Annotated in this window: 1 protein-coding gene; it reads right to left on the bottom strand. The window is 62.6% G+C overall.

What is annotated here, in order from left to right:
* A partial coding sequence (locus BT173_RS15505) for a VCBS domain-containing protein (RefSeq protein WP_217651490.1) occupies positions 1–463 on the bottom strand: 463 nt, incomplete at both ends.

Raw genomic sequence — 463 nt, forward strand, 5'->3', positions numbered from 1 at the left:
TGACGGTGGACGTGGTGCCATCCAGGCTTTCTACCTGGAATTGCAGTGGGACGGTCTGGCCTGCGGCCAGACCCTGCACAGCAGCGGCGCTGTTATCCAGCGTGAAGGTCCAGTTGCCGTCCTTGTCCACCGTGAAGCTGCCGTAGGCATTGGTGACGGTGGCGGGCTTGAGTTCAGCCTGGCCATTGTCCACATCGGTGACCGTCAGCTTGCCGCTGCTGGTCAGGGTCACGTCTTCGGTGACAGAGCCGGTGTTCTTGTCGCCAGCACCCGCGCCGATCACGGCGCCGTCGTTCGTGCCGTTGATGGTGATGGTGACGGTCGACGTGGTGCCATCCAGGCTTTCCACTTGGAAGGTCTGGTTGACGGCTTCGCCGGCCTTGAGGCTTTGCACCGCGTTCGCGCTGTTGTTCAGCGTGAAGGTCCAGTTGCCGTCCTTGTCGACCGTGAAGCTGCCGTAGGC

This window comes from Chitinimonas taiwanensis DSM 18899 (assembly GCF_900119825.1).
Taxonomy (GTDB): Bacteria; Pseudomonadota; Gammaproteobacteria; order Burkholderiales; family Chitinimonadaceae; genus Chitinimonas; species Chitinimonas taiwanensis.